18 protein-coding genes are annotated in these 18,202 nt (G+C 62.7%); 4 read left to right on the top strand and 14 right to left on the bottom strand.

All coding sequences use genetic code 11. The features are described 5' to 3' along the window. Nucleotides 1–12: 12 nt before the first annotated feature. A complete protein-coding gene (locus tag RQ479_RS02205) occupies nt 13–294 on the bottom strand; it encodes a hypothetical protein (protein WP_023721174.1) in 282 nt (93 codons plus the stop codon). Between the two features lie 129 nt (nt 295–423). On the opposite strand from RQ479_RS02205, the gene RQ479_RS02200 reads away from it, so the two are divergent. Then, entirely contained in the window at nt 424–1,287 is an 864-nt protein-coding gene (locus tag RQ479_RS02200; protein WP_376703955.1) for an SDR family NAD(P)-dependent oxidoreductase, read from the top strand. A 45-nt stretch (nt 1,288–1,332) separates the two neighbouring features. Here the strand turns inward: RQ479_RS02200 and RQ479_RS02195 are convergent, their stop codons facing one another. The 3 genes from RQ479_RS02195 to RQ479_RS02185 form a co-directional block, all read right to left on the bottom strand. Further along, the gene (locus RQ479_RS02195) at nt 1,333–1,764 is read right to left on the bottom strand and encodes a low affinity iron permease family protein (protein ID WP_376705848.1); all 432 of its coding nucleotides are present in this window, start codon (nt 1,762–1,764) and stop codon (nt 1,333–1,335) included. 85 nt (nt 1,765–1,849) lie between these two features. Further along, nucleotides 1,850–2,491 carry a DapH/DapD/GlmU-related protein gene (locus RQ479_RS02190; RefSeq protein WP_352465121.1) on the bottom strand — a complete coding sequence of 214 codons (642 nt, stop codon included), beginning with the start codon at nt 2,489–2,491 and terminating at the stop codon, nt 1,850–1,852. Between the two features lie 96 nt (nt 2,492–2,587). Beyond that, entirely contained in the window at nt 2,588–3,076 is a 489-nt protein-coding gene (locus RQ479_RS02185; RefSeq protein ID WP_376703954.1) for a CreA family protein, read from the bottom strand. 207 nt (nt 3,077–3,283) lie between these two features. Here RQ479_RS02185 and RQ479_RS02180 point away from each other — a divergent pair, with 207 nt between their 5' ends. Further along, entirely contained in the window at nt 3,284–3,862 is a 579-nt protein-coding gene (locus RQ479_RS02180) for an SCO family protein (protein ID WP_352667111.1), read from the top strand. An 11-nt stretch (nt 3,863–3,873) separates the two neighbouring features. Continuing rightward, nucleotides 3,874–4,746 (top strand): 50S ribosomal protein L11 methyltransferase, encoded by an 873-nt coding sequence (locus tag RQ479_RS02175; protein ID WP_376703953.1) that lies wholly within the window; start codon nt 3,874–3,876, stop codon nt 4,744–4,746. Between the two features lie 39 nt (nt 4,747–4,785). Here RQ479_RS02175 and RQ479_RS02170 read toward each other — a convergent pair whose 3' ends face one another. Further along, nucleotides 4,786–5,130 carry a hypothetical protein gene (locus tag RQ479_RS02170; RefSeq protein ID WP_376703952.1) on the bottom strand — a complete coding sequence of 115 codons (345 nt, stop codon included), beginning with the start codon at nt 5,128–5,130 and terminating at the stop codon, nt 4,786–4,788. A gap of 36 nt (nt 5,131–5,166) precedes the next feature. Here RQ479_RS02170 and RQ479_RS02165 point away from each other — a divergent pair, with 36 nt between their 5' ends. Further along, entirely contained in the window at nt 5,167–7,011 is a 1,845-nt protein-coding gene (locus RQ479_RS02165) for an aminopeptidase P family protein (RefSeq protein WP_376703951.1), read from the top strand. On the opposite strand, the gene RQ479_RS02160 is transcribed toward RQ479_RS02165, so the two are convergent. From RQ479_RS02160 to ftsZ, 9 genes are all read right to left on the bottom strand, one after another. Continuing rightward, complete coding sequence (locus tag RQ479_RS02160) at nt 7,001–7,891, bottom strand: LysR substrate-binding domain-containing protein (RefSeq protein WP_352516828.1); 891 nt, start codon at nt 7,889–7,891, stop codon at nt 7,001–7,003. The genes RQ479_RS02165 and RQ479_RS02160 overlap by 11 nt on opposite strands. A 316-nt stretch (nt 7,892–8,207) precedes the next feature. Further along, nucleotides 8,208–8,504, bottom strand: a complete 297-nt coding sequence (locus RQ479_RS02155) for an AzlD family protein (protein WP_352465131.1) — start codon at nt 8,502–8,504, stop codon at nt 8,208–8,210. Beyond that, a complete protein-coding gene (locus RQ479_RS02150) occupies nt 8,501–9,229 on the bottom strand; it encodes an AzlC family ABC transporter permease (RefSeq protein WP_352465132.1) in 729 nt (242 codons plus the stop codon). The genes RQ479_RS02155 and RQ479_RS02150 overlap by 4 nt, the downstream gene beginning before the upstream one ends. Nucleotides 9,230–9,350: 121 nt before the next feature. Continuing rightward, on the bottom strand, nt 9,351–10,043 hold the full coding sequence (locus RQ479_RS02145; RefSeq protein WP_376703950.1) for a DUF2461 domain-containing protein: 693 nt from the start codon (nt 10,041–10,043) through the stop codon (nt 9,351–9,353). Continuing rightward, the gene (gene ligA / locus RQ479_RS02140) at nt 10,043–12,250 is read right to left on the bottom strand and encodes an NAD-dependent DNA ligase LigA (protein ID WP_376703949.1); all 2,208 of its coding nucleotides are present in this window, start codon (nt 12,248–12,250) and stop codon (nt 10,043–10,045) included. Before ligA ends, RQ479_RS02145 begins: the two co-directional genes overlap by 1 nt. 241 nt (nt 12,251–12,491) lie before the next feature. Next, the gene (recN, locus tag RQ479_RS02135) at nt 12,492–14,165 is read right to left on the bottom strand and encodes a DNA repair protein RecN (RefSeq protein ID WP_376703948.1); all 1,674 of its coding nucleotides are present in this window, start codon (nt 14,163–14,165) and stop codon (nt 12,492–12,494) included. 13 nt (nt 14,166–14,178) lie between these two features. Continuing rightward, a complete protein-coding gene (locus RQ479_RS02130; protein WP_352465137.1) occupies nt 14,179–15,048 on the bottom strand; it encodes an outer membrane protein assembly factor BamD in 870 nt (289 codons plus the stop codon). A gap of 202 nt (nt 15,049–15,250) precedes the next feature. After that, nucleotides 15,251–16,198 carry a UDP-3-O-acyl-N-acetylglucosamine deacetylase gene (lpxC, locus tag RQ479_RS02125; protein WP_376703947.1) on the bottom strand — a complete coding sequence of 316 codons (948 nt, stop codon included), beginning with the start codon at nt 16,196–16,198 and terminating at the stop codon, nt 15,251–15,253. Nucleotides 16,199–16,477: 279 nt separating this feature from the next. Further along, nucleotides 16,478–18,148, bottom strand: a complete 1,671-nt coding sequence (gene ftsZ, locus RQ479_RS02120) for a cell division protein FtsZ (RefSeq protein ID WP_352465139.1) — start codon at nt 18,146–18,148, stop codon at nt 16,478–16,480. Nucleotides 18,149–18,202: the final 54 nt, after the last annotated feature.

Here is an 18,202-nt window from a genome sequence, read left to right as displayed (position 1 = left end):
TGGAACAGGGCTCTAGCCCCTCATTTCTTTCAGCTTTTCCGCTACCGAAGCGGCAAGGTCGGCATAGCGCTCCTCCAGCCGCTCGGCCGCCTTGATCACTGAAAAATCGTGGCCGAACTTTTCCAGCGCCATACGCAGCTTTTCGACGAACTCCGCCTGTTTTTCGAGCGCCGAAAACAGCGTTTTCACTTGCGCTTCGCTGATGTCGGGATTGGCAAGCATTTGCGGCACTTCGCGGCTCATCTGGTCGCCGGTTGCGGTCTGTTCTTTCAGGATCTCGATCCAGTCGGTCAATCGCTAGGTCTCCTTTTCGATATCAGCATGCGCAGCGCCCGCCGACGCGGTCAACCCGAAGATGCCTGCACCGTCTTGCGCGAGCCTCTTTCCGCGCTAAGTTCGCCGCGGCCAGAACAGGAGAAAATCATGACCACCGACGCCGAGATCCAGACCGCCCTGCCCGCATTTGCCTCCGGTAATGTCGCCGTCATCACCGGCGCGGCCAGCGGCATCGGCCTTGCCGCGGCCAAACGGCTGGCGGCGATGGGAATGAAGATCGTGCTGGCCGATATCGCCGGCGCACGCCTCGATGAGGCCCGGCAAGCCGTCGCCGCTATCGCCGGCGAGAGCGCCGTGCTTGCCGTTGCCACCGACGTCTCGAAAGCTGACGAACTCGACCGTTTGGCCGAAAAGACATCCGGCGCCTTCGGCGACGTCTCGCTGCTGATGAACAATGCCGGCGTTGGCAACAACCCCGGCAAGCCGTGGGAGAACCGTGACGCCTGGAAGCGATTGCTGGACATCAATTTCTGGGGTGTGGTGCATGGCATCGAGGCCTTCGCGCCGCGCATGCTGGCGGCGGGAAAACCGGGCCTGATCGTCAACACCGGCTCCAAGCAAGGCATCACCACGCCGCCCGGCAACCTCGCCTACAACGTCTCCAAGGCTGGCGTGAAGACCTATACCGAGGGCCTTGCACACGCGCTGCGCAACGAGCCCGGCGCCAATGTCGCGGCGCATTTGCTCATTCCCGGGTTTACCTTTACCGGCCTAACCGAAGGTGCGACCGAAAAGCCGGCCGGCGCCTGGACGGGCGAGCAGGTCATCGACTTCATGCTGGCCTCGCTGCTGCGCGGCGATTTCTACATCCTGTGTCCCGATAACGAGGCGACCCGGTCCATGGACGAAAAGCGCATGGCCTGGGCAATTGGCGACATCATCGAGAACCGCCCCGCTCTGTCGCGCTGGCACCCGGACTACAAGGAAGCCTTTGCAGCATTCATGAAATGATCCCGCGACCATTCGCGCTGTTGGGAAGCCGAACAACAAGCTCGCTCACGCCGTCGTGTGCTTCTTCGCGTTGCGCTTCTTAGCCACCGCTTTGGCTGCGGCCATGTCGGCAACCTGTTCGTCGTGCCGCTTCGCCGCGCGTTCACATTTGGCGCGGATTTCCTCGACTTCGGATTCGGTCAGGTGCTCGATGCCGATAAAGGTATTCTTGGCTTTGCTGACGCGGATCAACTCGTCGAGCTTGGTCTGGATCGCGGCGCTATCGCGGTTTTGCGTGTTCTGGATGAGAAACACCATCAGGAAGGTGACGATCGTGGTGCCGGTATTGATGACGAGCTGCCACGTGTCGGAAAAGCCAAAGACCGGACCACTTGCCGCCCAGACCACAATGATCAGGAAACAGACGGCAAACGTCGGCGGCAGACCGGCAAGATGGGCGACATAGTTGGCGATCCTGGTGAACAGCTTCTCGATCATGGCAGGGAGAAACAATCGGCAGCTCCCTCGAGTTCCCTGTGAGGTGGAATTCACGGTCAAACCGCGCGCGCCGCGCTTGCAAAGATCAGGTGGCGTCGTTTTCCCAGCGGTCGAGGAAAGCCTCGATGGGCAAGACCTGCATGTCGGGGACAGCCCTGGCCAGTTTCTCGACCGGCCAGTCCCACCAGGCAAGACGTTCGATCCGTGCCGCAGTTTCCGCGCTGAAGCGCTGCCGCACTGGCCTGGCCGGAACGCCGGCGACGATTGCATAGGCCGGCACGTCGCGCGTCACCACCGCGTTGGCACCGACGATCGCGCCATTGCCGATCACTATGCCAGGCATGATCACGGCGCCATGGCCGATCCAGACATCATGGCCGATGCTGACGGCTTTCGCCCGTCGCCGGTCCCGGAATAGCTGATCGACACCCAGCCAGCGGAAGTACTCGTTAGGCCGATAGCTGATCTTGTGCTGCGTCAGCCGCTCGACCGGATGCTCCAGCGCATTGATGCGGCTGTTGGCGGCAATCGAGCAGAATTTGCCGATCGTCGTATAGATCGCCTCGGCGTGGCGCTCGAAGTAGGAGAAGTCCCCAACCATGACTTCACGTAAGATGACCCGCTCGCCGATCGACGCGTAGCGTCCAAGCTTGCACGCCTTCAGCTCCGCCGTCGGATGGATGCGCGGCTCGGGATCTTTCAGGACAAGGTGTTCGGGACGGTCCATGCGCGCGCTTTACGCCCGCGCGCATAGTCTCGCAAGCCGAGTGCAGCGCCGCGCATCCGTTTGGACGCGCCAAGGACCTTGTAGCACCTTAAGTCTTTATTTCGGCTTGCCGCTGGTCCACACCACGTTCTGGCCGTAGAGCGGCACGGTGGTGACCGACATTTTTGCCGAGCCATCCTGCACCTGGCGCGAATGCGACAGGTAGATCAGCGTCTCGTTGGCCTTGTCGTAGATGCGGTTCACCACCTGCTTTTTCCAGATCAGGCTGATGCCTTGCTTGAACACCTCCTCGCCGGCCTCGCTCATGTCGATGTCGCCAATGGTGATCGGCCCGGTCTGGCGGCAGGAGATCGAGGAATCGGACGGGTCCTCGAACCAGTTGCCTTTCTGCAGGCGGTCGATCACGCCACGGTCGAAATAGGAGACGTGGCAGGTCACGCCCTCGACCTTCGGATCCTTGATCGCCTCGACGATGATATCGTTGCCGAGCCAATCGACGCCGACCTTGCCGACTTCCTCGGCGACGGCCGAGCCGGCACCAACGACCAGGCATGCGGCTAACGCGCCGCCAATCAGTTTTCGCAAAGAGGCCTCCTGCGGGTTCGAATTTTGCCGACCTCAGGTGGGACGAACGGCAGCGCTTTGCAAGCAGATCGCCTCCCACAGCATTTGCCGGTTGCGGCAACGCGACATCTTTGCGTCGGCGCGACCGAACCGCTAAGAGTGTTCGCCGAGCCAGGGCCTTCGCAGCGCCAATCCGGCGCCCGATGGAAATAACGACGGACTTCACTGATGATGCGTTCAATTCTGGTCGGTATTCTCGTCCTGATGGCCGCCGGAATCGGCTGGCTCACCTTCGACTGGTACCGCGGACATTATGGCGGCGAGCCGTTCGGAGCACCTTTCACGCTGGTCGACCAGAAGGGCGCGCCGGTCACCGAAGCCGCCTTTCGCGGCCACCCCAGCGTCGTCTTCTTCGGCTTCACCCATTGTCCGGAAGTCTGCCCGACCACGCTTTTCGAGTTGGCCGGCTGGCTGAAGACGATGGGCGATGACGGCAAGAGCCTGCGCGCCTATTTCGTTACCGTCGACCCGGAGCGCGACACGCCCGAAATCATGAACACCTATGTCAGCAATTTCTCCGATCGCATCCTCGGCATCACCGGCGATCCCGACAAGGTCCACGCCATGGCCAAGTCCTTCGGCATCTACTGGAAGAAAGTCGACACGAACGACGGCGACTACACGATGGACCACACCGCTTCGGTGCTGCTGCTCAATGCCAAGGGCGATTTTGCCGGCACCATTGCCTATGGCGAAAGCCCGGACGCCGCCATCGCCAAGCTCAAACGGCTGGCGGCGGAAGGTTGACATATCCGATAATGACGCAGACGCGTTTGTATTTCACCGCGGGCAAGATCGAGGCTGATCGCATCTTCGCGGCGCTCGGTGCGGCGTTCGACGATGAGGGCCTGCCGATTGCGGTGCTCGAGGTCGACGAGGACCGCGACATCCACGAAGTATCGCTCTATGCCGACGACGACGTCGATGCGGTCGAGGCGCAGCTTAGGGACATCCTTGCCGGACTGTCACTGTCGAAACCGATAGCGCGCGAAGCGCTGCCCGACATCGACTGGGTGGCGCGCTCGCTGGAGGGATTGAAGCCGGTGCGGGCCGGGCGCTTCTTCGTCCATGGCGCGCATGACCGTAGGAAGCGCCACAGCGGCGAGATCGCCATCGAGATCGAGGCCGGCCTTGCCTTCGGCACCGGCCATCACGGCACCACCGCCGGCTGCCTCGAAATGCTGGAGCAGGTCGTACGGCGCGAGCATCCGCGCAACGCGCTCGACCTTGGCACCGGCAGCGCGGTGCTCGCCATAGCGGTGGCCAAGCTCGCGCATATTCGGGTGCTGGCGACCGACATCGACCCGGTCGCCGTCAAGGTGGCCGCCGCCAATGCGCGGCTGAACCAGGTCAAGGGGCTCATTGAAACGGTGGCGGCAGCGGGTTTCCATCATCCGATCTTTGCCGCGCGCGCGCCCTTCGACCTGATCGTCGCCAATATATTGGCGCGGCCGCTGATGCGTCTGGCGCCGCAAATGGCCGGGCATATCGCGCTTGGCGGCTCGATCGTTTTATCGGGCATCCTCGAGCGCCAGCGCGACGCGGTAATCGCGGCCTATGTCGCCCAGAAATTCCGGCACGTCCGCACCTTGCACCGCGAGGGCTGGGTGACGATCCATCTCAAGCGCTGAGGCGCGACGCTTTCAAGCAAAGCCGGAATTTCCTCAAGCCTAGCGCGAGTTCGCCGCTTTCTTCAGCTCTTCGCGATCGTAGCCGTGAGCTTTCAGCGTTTCGTCGTCAAAGCCAAGCAGAACGCCGCTCACATACCGGCCCGCTTCGCGCTGGCGAGCTTCGATCAACGCGTTCATGGCGCCTCTGAAAAATCCGCGTCTGGCTGAAATCGTGGACATGACGGTCTCCTTTGCAGGCAATAAGACACTTTCCTCCACGTTAAGAAGGTAAGGTTTGCTGACGCTTTTTGAAATCGCCGATTCTGCATGGCCTCCATGCGCAAAAAGACACTGTAGCGGCCGGCCGTGATCGGTCCGAAAATCGATTCCGATTTTCGAAGTCATGCGCTACGGTCGCGCCAGCATTCGAGGAGAGCCCATATGTTCCAGACCTTCGATTCCGCCGGGGATCCGGCCGTTGGCAAGCCGCGCGTGGCAATGCTGCGCCAATGGTTGGCGGCGAACGGGTTGGATGGCTTCATCGTGCCCCGCGCCGACGAGCACCAGGGCGAATATGTCGCCGACCGCTCGGCACGGCTGAAATGGCTGACCGGCTTCAGCGGCTCGGCCGGCGTCGCCATTGTGCTTGGCGAGCGCGCCGTCATGTTTGTCGACGGTCGCTACACGCTGCAGGTGCGCCAGGAAGTCGATCTCGACATCTTTTCGATCGAGAGTCTTGTCGACAACCCGCCGGCCAACTGGATCAAGGACAATCTCGGCAAGGGCGTGCGGTTGGGCTTCGATCCGTGGCTGCATACGATCAGTGACGTCAAGGCGCTGAAAGCCTCGGCGGAGAAATCAGGCGCGATACTGGTGCCGCTCGAACAAAATCCAATCGACGCCATCTGGCAGGATCAGCCCGGGCCGCCACTGGCGCCGGTCGAGATCCACCCGATCGGCTTTGCCGGCGAACTGGCCAAGGACAAGCTGGTGCGGCTGGCGGCGGCCATCGAGAAAGACGGCGCCACCCATGCCGTGCTGACCGACCCCTCCTCCATCGCCTGGGCCTTCGACATTCGTGGCGGGGACGTACCGCACACACCGCTGGCGCTCGGCTTTGCCGCGCTCGCCGCCGACGGCTCGCATCTGCTTTTCATGGACCAGCGCAAGTTTTCGCGCACCGTCGCGGCTTACCTGACGCAGCTCGCCGAATTGCACGACCCGGGTGAATTCGAAACGGCAATCGTCACCCGGGCCAAGGGTGGCGCAAAAATCGCGCTGGACCCGGTTCTAGCGGCGGACAAGCTCAGGATGCTGGTCGAGGATAATGGCGGCACCGTCATTGCCGTGCCCGATCCGGCCCGCATTCCACGCGCAACAAAGAACAAAGCTGAGATCGCCGGCGCACGCGCCGCGCATCGCCGCGACGGCGCTGCGGTCGCCAAGCTGCTGTGCTGGCTCGACCGCCAGAAGCCCGGCACGCTCGACGAAATCGCCGTTGTCACCAGGCTTGAGGAGACGCGCCGTCAGACCGGCGAAGAAACGCAAATGCCGCTGCGCGACGTGTCGTTCGACACCATCTCCGGCGCTGGTCCTAACGGCGCCATCATGCACTACCGCGTCTCCCGCGCCACCAATCGCAAACTGGGGGATGGCGAGCTGTTCCTGCTCGATTCCGGCGGGCAGTACCAGGACGGCACCACCGATATCACCCGCACAGTGCCGATCGGCACGCCGACCGAGGAGATGCGCGAACGCTTCACGCTGGTGCTGAAGGGCATGATCGGCATCTCCATGCTGCGCTTCCCCCAGGGCACGCGCGGCTCCGAAATCGATGCCGTAGCCCGCCTGGCGCTATGGAGACACGGATGCGACTTCGCCCATGGCACCGGGCACGGTGTCGGCTCCTATCTTGCCGTGCATGAGGGCCCGCAGCGTATCGCCAAGACCGGCACCGAAAAGCTGCTGGCCGGCATGATCGTTTCCAACGAACCCGGTTACTACAAGGAAGGGGCTTACGGCATTCGCATCGAAAACCTCGTCCTGGTGACGCCGGCCGAGGCAATCGAGGGCGGCGACATCGCCATGCACGGCTTCGAGACACTGACGCTGGCGCCGATCGACAAGCGGCTGGTCCGGTCGGACCTATTGACCCGTGACGAGCTCCATTGGCTCGATGAATACCACGCGCGGGTGCTGGCCGAGATCGGACCGATGCTCGACGGCGAAACGCTGGCCTGGCTGGAAAAAGCAACCGCCCCGCTGCCGCACGACTTCAAGCAATAGTCGCGGCCGCAACGCCGGTTGACAGGCTTTGCTCCGCAAGCAGTTCTTGCAAAGCCGTGACGTTCGGAGAACCGGCTCCCTTGCGCCAGAACAACACCGTGATTGCGTTGTCTTCGTCAGCGGCCAGTTCGTGCAGCTTTAGCCAGCGGCTCTCCGGGAAACCCGAAAGCACACTTTTCGGCATCAACGCTATGCCCATGCCAGCCACCACGCAACCAAGGATGGCATGGTATGAACCAAGCTCGATGGTTTTCTCGGCCATGAACTCTCTGCGCGCATACCATTGTTCCAGCCGCTTTCGGTGCGGGCAGCCGTGCTCGAAGGCTATCATGGTTTTGGGCATGTCCAGGCGGTCGTCGACCGAAACGCGCGATGCCGCCGAGACAATGACCAGCTGCTCCTGGAATGCTGACTGCTTTTCGAACGGAGCGTCGGCGATCGGCTCGGCGGCGAAGGCTGCATCGAGTTCGCCGGCAAGCATGGCGGTCGCGAGAACCTGCGGATTGCCGGTGCGCAACTGGATTTCCACTTCGGGATAACGTGCGTGATAATCGGCGAGCAGACTTGGAAGCCGTGCCGCGGCGGTGCTCTCCATGGCACCTAGGCGAAGCGTGCCGCGCGGGCGTGGATCGAGCATCGCCGTTCGCGCCTCCTCCGCAAGCGCCAGCAGCCGATCCGCATAGCCGACCAATTTGTGACCGGCCGGCGATACGTGCAGGCGCTTGCCCTCCCGGATAAACAGCTGCACGCCGAGATCCTCCTCGAGCTGCCGGATGCGTGTGGTCACGTTCGATTGCACGCGAAACAGTTTTTCCGCTGCCCTGGTGATTCCGCCCTCGCGCACCACCGTGCGGAAGATGCGCAGATCGGCCAAATCCATATATCTCTCCTGGAGAACATAACGATCTTAATTATTCATTTTAGCTGATTAGCCCTTTCCCGTAAATCGCCGGTGTAGCTGCCAATCAACACGGCAAACCAGGGGAGTTGGAAATGTCGCCTGAGCCCTTCGGCATCCAGCCGATCGATCTAAGCGCATTGACGCCAAAGCAACGTGAGGCGCTCTATAGCGGCGCCGTGCGTCGCTCCCATCAGGAGAGATCGGAGGCTATCCGGCTAAGCCTATCGAAGGTCGGCGCGGCAATAGTCGCTGCGGTAAAGCGCATGTGTGCTCTCGCCGCCAAGGCAAAAGGCGATCAGCCGACGAGCTGCCGCGCGAGGATCAGCACGGCCGCACCCGCCAGGAACATCGCCATCAGGCCGCCGCGCAGCGAGACCAGGCCGGCAACGATCAAGGCTGCCCATTCCGCCGGTCCGGCGCTGAGCGCCGCCGGCGCCACCAGCGTGGTCAGCACCGCCGCCGGCACGGCGTTCAGCCCGGCTTCGACGCGCGGATGGATATGGTCGAAGCGTGAGATCACCAGATGACCGCCGATGCGGGTCAGATAGGTCGCGATCGAAGCGGCGATAATGATCCACAAGGTCGTGCTCATGGCCGTGCCTCCACCCCACTGTGGCGGGGCGGCAGGATGACGGCGAGCAGCACGCCGGCCAGCGCGCCGATGGAGACATGCCAGGGCGAGCCGACCGTTTTATAGGCAATGATGGAGGCAGTAGCACTGGCGACGACCACCGGCAGCCACAACGGCCGCTTGCGGAAGCTCATGACAAGGCCAAGAAAATAGATCGGCAGCAGGAAGTCGATGCCCAGCGCATGGGTGTCGGGAATAAGCTTGCCGAACATCGCGCCGAGCGCGCTTTCGATGACCCAGAACACATAGACCGGCAGCCCAAGGCCCATATACCAGGCGAAGCCGACGGTCTCGCCGGCCTCCGCCTTGCGCTCGGCCACCGCGAACTGCGGATCGGTCAGCACGAAATAGCCTATCGCCTGCTGCACCAGCGGCCAATGCGCAATGCGCCGGCCGATGCCAGCCGAATAGAGCACGTGGCGAAAATTCACGGCGAAGATCGACAGCACGATCAGCCACGGCGCGACATGCTGGCCGAACAGCTCGATGCCGACCATCTGGCTGGCGCCGCCGAACACCGTTGCGCTCATCAAGAACGCTTCGAGCACGGAAAACCCGTTGTCGACTGCGAGCGCCCCGAACAGCAACGCAAACGGCGCCGATGCCACCACGACGGGCATGCTGAGCCGCACGCCGTCCCAGAAATCGCTTTTCGCACTGTTTTCGGAGATTGCTTCCGCCGACATCGACCGCTCCTCGGGAAGGGCCTATGTAGGGAGGGCGGTCCGGGTTGTCACACCAATTCGCTTGAGGCAAACGATCAGCGGAAATGATAGCTGAAGCGTCGCGGCAAGCTCGCTTCCGTGCCTAGCGCGGCGAAGCCTTGCCTTCGATCGCCCTGCCCCAGTCGAGCAGCGGTTTTGCCCGCATGACGAAGTCGATGAGTTCGTCGACCAATCCAGCTCCGTAGATATCCGCCGGCTCGATTGCGTGCCGGACGGCAAAATGCCGGTTGCGGATCGCGGCAGCGAGATCGGGCTCGGCGATATGCTCGAAGCCGCGCGGTGTGCGCTTCATGCAGCCGTCCGGGTCGAACTCGAGACCATTCTTCTTCAGCGCCGCGACGAGGCTGCGGAATTCAGCGGGCCGCTTCGCGATTGCGTTGCGCAGCGCCAGCAATAGCTCCGGTCCGGGCTGCCACCAGGCAATGGCGGCAAAGCAGCGCTCGAGCCCGATATGGACGTAGAACACGCCCTGTTCCATCTTGGTGCCGTCGGGCGAAAGGATCGCCGACAAATGCCGGTTGTAGGGCCGTTTGTCCTTGCCAAAACGCACGTCGCGGTTAATCCGGAACAGCGACTTCTTGCGGTTGCCGCGCAGGCCGAGCCCCGCGCCTGTGAAGCGCTCGGAGAGCGTCTCGACCAGATCGCCGAAGGGATCACGTAGGTCGCGTTCGAAAAGGTCGCGGTTTTCCAAAAACCACTCCCGGCTCTGATGAAAATCGAGCGCCTTGAGGAAGGGAATGGCCTTTTGCCCAAAGCCGTTGAACGCAGCCGCCATCACCCGCCCTTGCCGATCCGCTGCAGCCAGGTGTCCTCGTCGATCACCTCGATGCCGAATTTGGTCGCGTCCTTCAGCTTGGAGCCGGCGCCTGGCCCTGCCACCAGGAGATCGGTCTTCGCAGAAACCGAGCCGGCGACCTTCGCGCCGAGACGTTCGGCCATCGCCTTGGCCTCCGGGCGCGTCATCTTTTCCAGCGTGCCTGTAAACACGATTGTCTTGCCGGCGACCGCACTATCGGCTGAGACGTTCACAATGTACGGCTTCGGGTGGACCTGTGTGAGCAGCGCTTCAAGCACGGCATCGTTGCGTTCATTGCCGAAGAAATCGCGAAGCGCGCCTATCACCGTATCGCCGATGCCGTTGATCGAAGGAAAAACGGTGTGTGGATCGGCTGCCGCTGCTGTCTCCTTGCCAATGCGGATCAACTCCTCGATTGTCGAGAAGGTTCGGGCCAGCACAGCGGCCGTCGTTTCGCCGATATGGCGGATGCCCAGCGCAAAGATGAAGCGATCGAGTTCCGGTTCGCGGCGAGCGTCGATGGCAGCGAAGAGCTTGTCGAGGCCGTCGTAGTTGCGTTCCTCGACACTGCGTACATTCTTGCGCGTCTTGCCCGATGCGGCCTCACGCTGCCTGGCCTGCTCTTCCCGCCGCTCCGCCAGCGCCTTGGTGACGGCGGGACGGCGGTCCCTGAGAGTGAAGATATCGGCGGCCGTCCTGATCAACCCGGCATTGAAGAACAGGTCTATGTTTTCCGCGCCCAGGCCTTCGATATCCAGAGCGCCGCGCGACACAAAGTGGCGCAATCCTTCGACGGCCTGTGCAGGGCAGATCAGTTCGCCGGTGCAACGTCGGCGGGAATCTTCCTTGCCGGTCTTCTCGTTGATTTCGCGCGTTGCGGGTGAGCCGCAGATCGGACATTTGTGCGGGAATTCGTAGGGCACGGCATCTGGCGGACGCTTATCGGCTATGACGCTGACGATCTGCGGAATGACGTCCCCTGCCCGCTGGATGACCACCGTGTCGCCAATACGTACGTCATAGCCGTCGCGGATCGGCTGGCCGTTGCTGTCCAGACCCTTGATGTAATCTTCGTTATGAAGGGTGACATTTTCAACCACGACGCCGCCAACCGTGACGGGTGCAAGCCGGGCAACGGGCGCCAGCGTACCGGTACGGCCGACCTGAATGTCGATCCTCAGCACGGTCGTCATCGCCTGTTCGGCCGGAAATTTGTGGGCGATGGCCCAGCGTGGTTCGCCGGTGACGAAGCCCCATCTGCGCTGCAACTCCAACTGGTCGACCTTGTAGACGACGCCGTCGATGTCGTAGCCCAGCGATGAGCGCTGGGTCTCGATTAGGTGATAATGCGCGACCAGTTCCTCGACCGACTTTGCCCGGACCATCAGCGGACTGACCTTGAATCCCCACTCCGCGAATTTCTGCACGGAATCGTATTGGGTCGGAGCCGGATCCTTTGTGGTATAGCCCCAGGCGTAGGCAAAGAATTTGAGGTTGCGGCTGGCGGTAACGGACGGGTCCTTCTGACGGAGCGACCCGGCCGCCGTATTGCGCGGATTGACGTAATCCTGGCCGCCGATCGCCGCCGAACGTTGCTTCAGCGCCTCGAATTCCGCGTAGGTCATGTAGACCTCACCGCGTATTTCGATGACCTCGGGCCAGTCCGATCCCTTCAAGGTCTTGGGAATATCGGCGATGGTCTTGAGATTGGCGGTGATGTCCTCGCCGACGACGCCGTCGCCACGCGTTGCCCCCTGTACGAACGCACCGCCTTCATACCGCAGGGAAGCCGATAGCCCGTCGATCTTCGGCTCAGCCGTGAAGGCGATGTTCAGATCCTTGTCGCGGTCAAAGAATCGCCGGCCACGTACGATGAAATCGGCGACATCCTGGTCGGTATAGGCCTTGGCGAGGCTGAGCATCGGCACCGCATGACGCACCTTGGCAAAGCCTTCCGCCGGCGGCGCGCCGACCCTGCGTGAGGGCGAATCCTCGCGCACCAAAGCAGGAAAGCGCTGTTCGATGGCGAGGTTGCGCCGCGTCAGCGCGTCATATTCCGCGTCCGTGATTATCGGCGCGTCCTCGCCATGGTAGCGCCGGTCGTGCTCGGCGATCTCCTGCGCCAACCGCTTCAACTCGCTTGCCGCCTCGCTTTCGCTGAGCGAATCGACTGGTTTTTCGTCCATGCACTGCTCCCTCCACGGTGGCGCGACACAATAGAACAGGATTCTTTCATGAGGGAGAGACCAGACACGGAAAATCATTCCTGAACAGCAGGATGAAGCCAGACCCTGACTCAGGTCACGAGCGCCGGAAACGAACTCGTCTAGAGCAATTCCAGGAAAACTGTGAAACGGTTTTTCCGTCCGGAATTGCGCAAACAAAGAGGTAGAGCGGTTCGGCGTTTCCGTGAAACGATGAACCGCTCTAGGCTGCCGCGGTGTTCTCCCGCAGCAGCCGCTCGGCCGCCGCGCGCGCCTCGTCGGTGATGGTGGCGCCGGCGAGCATGCGTGCGATCTCTTCCTGCCGCGCCGCCCGGTCCATCTCGGCGATGCCGGTCGAGACCCGGTCGGCCCCGCCCGATTTGGAGATCAGGAAATGCGTCGCAGCGCGCGCCGCCACTTGCGGTGCATGCGTGACCGAAAGCACCTGCACGCGTTTTGCCAGCCGCGCCAGCCGCTGGCCGATGGCATCGGCAACGGCACCGCCAACGCCGGTGTCAATCTCATCAAAGACCAAGGTCGGCGCCGAGCCCCGGTCAGCGAGTGCTACCTTCAACGCCAGCAGGAATCGCGAAAGCTCGCCGCCGGAAGCGACCTTCATCATCGGGCCGGGCCTGGTGCCGGGATTGGTGCGCACCCAGAACTCGACCTGGTCGATGCCTTCTTCCATGCGGCTCTCGGCATCGCTTGCGATCTCGACGATGAACTCGGCCCGTTCGAGCTTGAGCGCCGGCAGTTCGGCCATTACCGCCTTGGTCAGCCCTACGGCCGCCGCATGGCGAAGCGACGACAGCTGGGCCGCCGTAATGTCATAGGCCTGGCGCGCCGCTGCAGCCTGTTTCTCCAGCGCATGCAGGCGCTCCTCGCCGGCGTCGAGATCGGCAAGGTCGGCAGCCATGGTGTCACGCAATTGCGCCAGGTCATCGACGGCGACGCTGTGCTTGCGCGAGGCGGCACGCAGCGAAAACAGCCGCTCCTCAGCCTTCTCCAGCCGCTGCGGATCATATTCGGTGGCGCGAAGTGCTGCTTCCACACCCGACTGCGCCGCGTCGAGCGAAAGCATCGCCTCGTCGAGCGATTTGACGACATCCTCGAGCAAGCCGGGCGCTTCCGTCACCTTGCGCTGCAGCCGCCTGAGCAGGCTGGCCAGTTGCGGCAAGGGCGAGGACGGACCCGAGAGTACATCCTGGGCGTCGTGGATTTCCGAGGCGATCTTTTCCGCCCGCATCATCGCGGCGCGCAGTTCGGCCAGCTCGGTCTCTTCGCCCGGTTGCGGATCGAGCCTGGTCAATTCGGCGACCGCTGCACGCAGATAATCGGCCTCGCGGGCAGCTGCCTCGACTTTGGCCCGGTGCCGTGAAAATTCTTGCTCGCAGGTACGCCAGTGCCGCCACGCCTCGCCTGTTGCCCGCGCGGCACCCAGATGACCGCCGAAACTGTCGAGCAACTCGCGATGCGCGCCGGGATCGACCAAAGCGCGCTCGTCGTGCTGGCCGTGGATCTCGACCAGCGCATGGCCGACGTCGCGCATCAGCGTCACGCTGGACGGCTGGTCGTTGACGAACACGCGCGTGCGGCCGTCCGCCGTCTGGACGCGGCGCAGGATGATGTCGCCGTCGTCCTCGATGGCGTTCTCGGCGAGCAGCATACGGGCCGGGTGGTTGCGCGGCACGTCGAAGACCGCGATGATCTGGCCTTGCGCAGCGCCATGCCGCACCAGCGAGGCGTCGCCGCGGGCGCCAAGCGCCAGCGACAAGGCGTCGAGCAGGATGGACTTTCCGGCGCCGGTTTCGCCGGTCAGCACCGAAAGGCCGGACGAGAAGTCGATGTCCAGCTTCTCGATCAGAACGATATCGCGGATCGACAGCCTGGAGAGCATGGTGACGCGCCGCTCAGGCGCCGGTGATCAGCTTCCCGGCCTTGGAGATCCACGATCCGGCATTCTCGCGCGGCTCGAGCCCACCACTCTGCAGGAGCTTGTAGGAGTCCTTGTACCACTGGCTGTCGGGATAGTTGGTGCCGAGCACGGCCGCAGCGGTCTGCGCTTCCGACGTCAGCCCCATCGCATAGTAGCTCTCGGTAAGACGCGCCAGCGCCTCCTCGACATGGCGTGTGTTGGAGTAGTTCTCCACGACGTTGCGGAACCGTTTGACGGCTGCGATGTATTCGCGGCGCTCGAGATAATAGCGTCCGATCTGCATCTCCTTGCCGGCGAGCTGATCGTTGGCGAAGCGGATCTTCTCCTTGGCATCGTCGGCATATTCGGAAGTCGGCCAGCGCGTTACCAGGTCCTGCATCGTCTGCGCGGTAAGACGCGCTTCCTTCTGGTCCTGGGTGACGTCCTTGATCTGGCGGTAGTAGCTCAGCCCGATAATATACTGGGCATAGGCTGCATCGTCGGTCGACGGGTAGAGCGTCAGGTAGCGCTTGGCCGAACCGATCGCCTCGTCGTAGTTGCCCTGACGATAGTCGGCAAAGGCACCCATCACCATCGATTTGCGGGCGAATTCGGAATATGGATGCTGGCGGTCGACGGCATCGAATTTGCGGCTTGCCTCCTGCAGTCGCCCGGCATTCAGATTGGCGAGACCCTGATTGTAGAGCACGTCGGCCGGCTCGGTCTGATCGACATAGGTCGACAGATCGACGTCCTTCTCGGACGACATGCAGGCCGACAGAAACAGCGATGGAACGACCACCGAAAGCGCCAGGAAAACAGCCCGCCGCAGCGCCTTCGATTGACCAACTCGCTTGAAAAACATGTTTGGATTCCGCCCTTTCGGCGTCATTTCAGTCAACGGCAGCAGCCATAAACCATAATTGCCTTGCCCGGCAACGCTATCCCCGGCCAATCGCACATTTTTGTGGCGGTTTGGCGCCACCTGGAACGCTGTGCGATTTGGCCGGCCAGTGATGCATCCATGCAACACTGCTGACCGCGATAAGAGCCGCAAAGGCGTAGAATCAGATCATCCAGGGCGCAAAGAGGGGTGCGTTGACGGCGCTCATCTCCGCGGTACGCCCGCGCTCGCGGCGCGTCGTCTCGACGATCTCGAAAGCCGAACGGTCCGACAAGAGACGGCGCAACGCCGCGGCGTTCAGCCTGTGGCCACCGCGGTAGGAGCGGAAGCAGCCGATGAACCGGGCACCGGCGAGCGCCAGGTCGCCCATCGCATCCATCGTCTTGTGGCGCGCGAACTCGTTGGGATAGCGCACGCCTCCCATGTTGATCACACGGTTGTCGTCGCCGATCACCAGGGAGTTTTCCAAAGACGAGCCGAGCGCATAGCCGGCCGCCCACAGCCGCTCGACGTCCTTCATGAAACCGAAAGTGCGGGCACGCGCGACGTCGCGGCGGAAAATGTCGGCATTCATGTCGGATGCAAAAAGCTGGCGCCCGATCGCCGGGCTTTCGAAATCGATCTCGATCTCGAAGCGCGTGCCGTCATAGGGCCTGAACTCCGCCCAGCAGGCGCCGTTCTCGATACGAACCGGCTTGACCACCCTGATGTAGCGACGCTTGACCGGCAGCGTTTCGATGCCTGCCTGGTCAATGGCCTCGACGAACATCACTGCGCTGCCGTCGAGGATAGGCACTTCATGGCCGTCGATTTCGATGACGAGATTATCGATCCCAAGCCCGAAAAGCGTCGCCATTAGATGCTCGACCGTGGCAATGTGCTCGCCTTGCGGATCGCCAAGCATGGTGCAGAGATCGGTGGCGCCGACCTCGGAGACGAGCGCGCGAAATTCGTGGGTTCCGCTTGCATTCGAAAGCTGGAAGACGACACCCGTATCGGCATCTGCCGGCAGGAAATGGACGGTGACCGGGGTGCCGCTGTGAACGCCGATGCCGGTCAGCGTCGCACGCGATTTAAGTGTCGTCTGATAGTCGTGCAAAACAATCCCCATAGCCCATACTGCCTAGGTCCGCTTAATCCGCCCTGAGGGCGCGGCTCTTGATTGATCGGCAGGCAGGGCCACTTCCCCAAGACTCCCAGCAAACCGACTTTGGTCGGTGGCGAAGATAATGGTCCCGCAGGGAGACTCCAAATCACGGTTTCTTACTCTTTGTAACCGCGGTCCGGAGCAGGAATGCCTCATAAGTCTTTGTTTTAAAATCACTTTTAATGTCAACAGGCGAACAGTTTCCTGCTCGCCTGTTAACAAATGTTACAAACCATTAACAGATCAATTGGCCTGTCGGCGCAGGAAGGCGGGAATCTCCAACTGATCGTCTTCCTGGACAGCCCGGCTCTGCGGCGTCAGGCGGCCCTGCTCGTCCAGCTGGCCGCGGCGTGGGGCGTAAAGCTGCGGATCCTGGCTGGCAAGGCGGCGCACTTCGGCCGGCGCCTGGCGCAGTTTCGGTTCGCGCGGCTGCGCCGGCTGCAGCCTTGCAGGCTCCTCCTCGCGGCGGGTCAAGCCGTTGGTCAGGCGCTTGAGCAAGCCCATCGGGCCGCTGTTTTCGTGGTCGGCCGGGCGGGCCTTGGCTTCCACTTCGGCCTTCACCTGCGGTGGAAAATCCTCGACCCGCGGCATGCGCTGGGGTGCTGCGGCAACCGGCTGCGGCATTTCACGATGCGGAGCGGGCTGCATCGCTTGCTGAACCACCGGCTGGATCATCGGCTGCGGCTGAGCCGGAGGCGCCTGGAAGATCTTGCTCTGCGGGCGGAAGTCTTCCGCATGGGCTACCGGTGCCTGGCGGGCCTGCGCCATCGCTGCCGCATTTGCCTCGGCGAGCTGAATGGCCTCGGCGACCGGATCGGCAGCACGTGGTTCATAGATCGGTTGCTGGGCAGCCGCCGGCCGCATTTCCGTGACCTGAGGCGCCGGGCGGCTGACCGGCTTCGGCGGAGCCGTGCGGATGGCGATCGGCGCGGCAGCGATTTCGGCCGCCGATTTGTCGATGCCGGTGGCGACCACCGACACGCGGATAACGCCTTCGAGTTCCTCGTCGAAGGTTGCGCCCAGAATGATGTTGGCGTCCTGATCGACCTCTTCGCGAATGCGCGTTGCCGCCTCATCGACTTCGAACAGGGTCAGGTCGCGGCCGCCGGTGATCGAGATCAGCAGGCCCTTGGCGCCCTTCATCGAGGTCTCGTCGAGCAGCGGGTTGGCGATGGCGGCTTCCGCCGCGGCCATTGCGCGGCCCTCGCCCGAAGCCTCGCCGGTTCCCATCATCGCCTTGCCCATTTCGCGCATGACCGAGCGGACGTCGGCGAAGTCGAGATTGATCAGGCCTTCCTTGACCATCAGGTCGGTAATGCAGGCAACGCCCGAATAGAGCACCTGGTCGGCCATGGCGAAGGCATCGGCGAAGGTGGTCTTGTCATTGGCCAGCCGGAACAGGTTCTGGTTGGGAATGACGATCAGGGTATCGACGCATTTCTGCAGTTCCTCGATACCCATGTCGGCCGTCTTCATGCGGCGCTGGCCTTCGAAGTGGAACGGCTTGGTGACGACGCCGACGGTGAGGATGCCCTTTTCGCGGGCAGCGCGCGCGACAACGGGGGCCGCCCCGGTGCCGGTGCCGCCGCCCATACCGGCAGTGACGAAGCACATATGCGTGTTGGAGAGATGATCGATGATCTCGTCGATGCATTCCTCCGCCGCCGCGCGCCCGACTTCAGGCTGCGATCCGGCACCGAGACCCTCGGTGACATGCGCGCCGAGCTGGATCAGCCGCTCGGCCTTCGACATCGTCAATGCCTGCGCGTCGGTGTTGGCCACCACGAACTCGACGCCGCGCAAGCCGGCGGTGATCATGTTGTTGACGGCATTGCCGCCGCCGCCGCCGACACCGAACACGGTGATGCGCGGCTTGAGCTCGGTGATGTCCGGCTTCTGCAGATTGATGGTCATTGTCTTCGTCCTTTGCCTTTCCCGCCGCTTCGCCGCCGCGGCCGCCTATGGGGC

This window comes from Mesorhizobium sp. ISC25, from assembly GCF_042295465.1.
In the GTDB taxonomy this organism is placed as follows: Bacteria; Pseudomonadota; Alphaproteobacteria; order Rhizobiales; family Rhizobiaceae; genus Mesorhizobium.
The sequence above is the reverse complement of the archived record's forward strand: the minus strand, read 5'-3'. Positions and strand labels throughout refer to the sequence as shown.

Bases quoted from the DNA above. Each gene is read 5' to 3' on its own strand.
- RQ479_RS02160 (WP_352516828.1), bottom strand. From the start codon at position 7,891: ATGGATTTGGCCGATCTGCGCATCTTCCGCACGGTGGTGCGCGAGGGC.
- RQ479_RS02165 (WP_376703951.1), top strand. From the start codon at position 5,167: ATGTTCCAGACCTTCGATTCCGCCGGGGATCCGGCCGTTGGCAAGCCG.
- RQ479_RS02155 (WP_352465131.1), bottom strand. From the start codon at position 8,504: ATGAGCACGACCTTGTGGATCATTATCGCCGCTTCGATCGCGACCTAT.
- RQ479_RS02175 (WP_376703953.1), top strand. From the start codon at position 3,874: ATGACGCAGACGCGTTTGTATTTCACCGCGGGCAAGATCGAGGCTGAT.
- RQ479_RS02150 (WP_352465132.1), bottom strand. From the start codon at position 9,229: ATGTCGGCGGAAGCAATCTCCGAAAACAGTGCGAAAAGCGATTTCTGG.
- ligA (WP_376703949.1), bottom strand. From the start codon at position 12,250: ATGGACGAAAAACCAGTCGATTCGCTCAGCGAAAGCGAGGCGGCAAGC.
- RQ479_RS02145 (WP_376703950.1), bottom strand. From the start codon at position 10,043: ATGGCGGCTGCGTTCAACGGCTTTGGGCAAAAGGCCATTCCCTTCCTC.
- ftsZ (WP_352465139.1), bottom strand. From the start codon at position 18,148: ATGACCATCAATCTGCAGAAGCCGGACATCACCGAGCTCAAGCCGCGC.
- recN (WP_376703948.1), bottom strand. From the start codon at position 14,165: ATGCTCTCCAGGCTGTCGATCCGCGATATCGTTCTGATCGAGAAGCTG.
- RQ479_RS02200 (WP_376703955.1), top strand. From the start codon at position 424: ATGACCACCGACGCCGAGATCCAGACCGCCCTGCCCGCATTTGCCTCC.
- lpxC (WP_376703947.1), bottom strand. From the start codon at position 16,198: ATGGGGATTGTTTTGCACGACTATCAGACGACACTTAAATCGCGTGCG.
- RQ479_RS02170 (WP_376703952.1), bottom strand. From the start codon at position 5,130: ATGACTTCGAAAATCGGAATCGATTTTCGGACCGATCACGGCCGGCCG.
- RQ479_RS02195 (WP_376705848.1), bottom strand. From the start codon at position 1,764: ATGATCGAGAAGCTGTTCACCAGGATCGCCAACTATGTCGCCCATCTT.
- RQ479_RS02190 (WP_352465121.1), bottom strand. From the start codon at position 2,491: ATGGACCGTCCCGAACACCTTGTCCTGAAAGATCCCGAGCCGCGCATC.
- RQ479_RS02130 (WP_352465137.1), bottom strand. From the start codon at position 15,048: ATGTTTTTCAAGCGAGTTGGTCAATCGAAGGCGCTGCGGCGGGCTGTT.
- RQ479_RS02180 (WP_352667111.1), top strand. From the start codon at position 3,284: ATGATGCGTTCAATTCTGGTCGGTATTCTCGTCCTGATGGCCGCCGGA.